The 277-nt window shown below is 45.8% G+C and carries 1 rRNA gene (cut by a window edge); it reads left to right on the forward strand.

The features are described 5' to 3' along the window. Nucleotides 1-125 precede the first annotated feature (125 nt). Nucleotides 126-277 (forward strand): 23S ribosomal RNA (locus tag A8709_RS33110) (its annotated part continues 354 nt past the right edge of the window); the annotation flags it as partial.

A 277-nucleotide genomic window follows, 5' to 3' on the forward strand; every position in this document is an offset into this window, starting at 1 on the left:
CGGAAACGGTTTGAACTTTCAACAACATTGTTCCTTGAAAACTAGATAACGAAACAAAACGTAAAGTAAGAACTTAGGTTGCTTGATCTTCGGATCTTGCAAAAATCTTTAAATGTTTTTTTCTAGGTTAAGCTAGAAAGAGCACACGGAGGATGCCTAGGCACTAGGAGCCGAAGAAGGACGTGGCGAACGACGAAATGCCTCGGGGAGCCGTAAGCAGGCTTTGATCCGGGGATGTCCGAATGGGGGAACCCAGCTGTGGTAATGCGCAGTTACT

The sequence above is a fragment of the Paenibacillus pectinilyticus genome, from assembly GCF_001700435.1.
Classification (GTDB): Bacteria; Bacillota; Bacilli; order Paenibacillales; family NBRC-103111; genus Paenibacillus_E; species Paenibacillus_E pectinilyticus.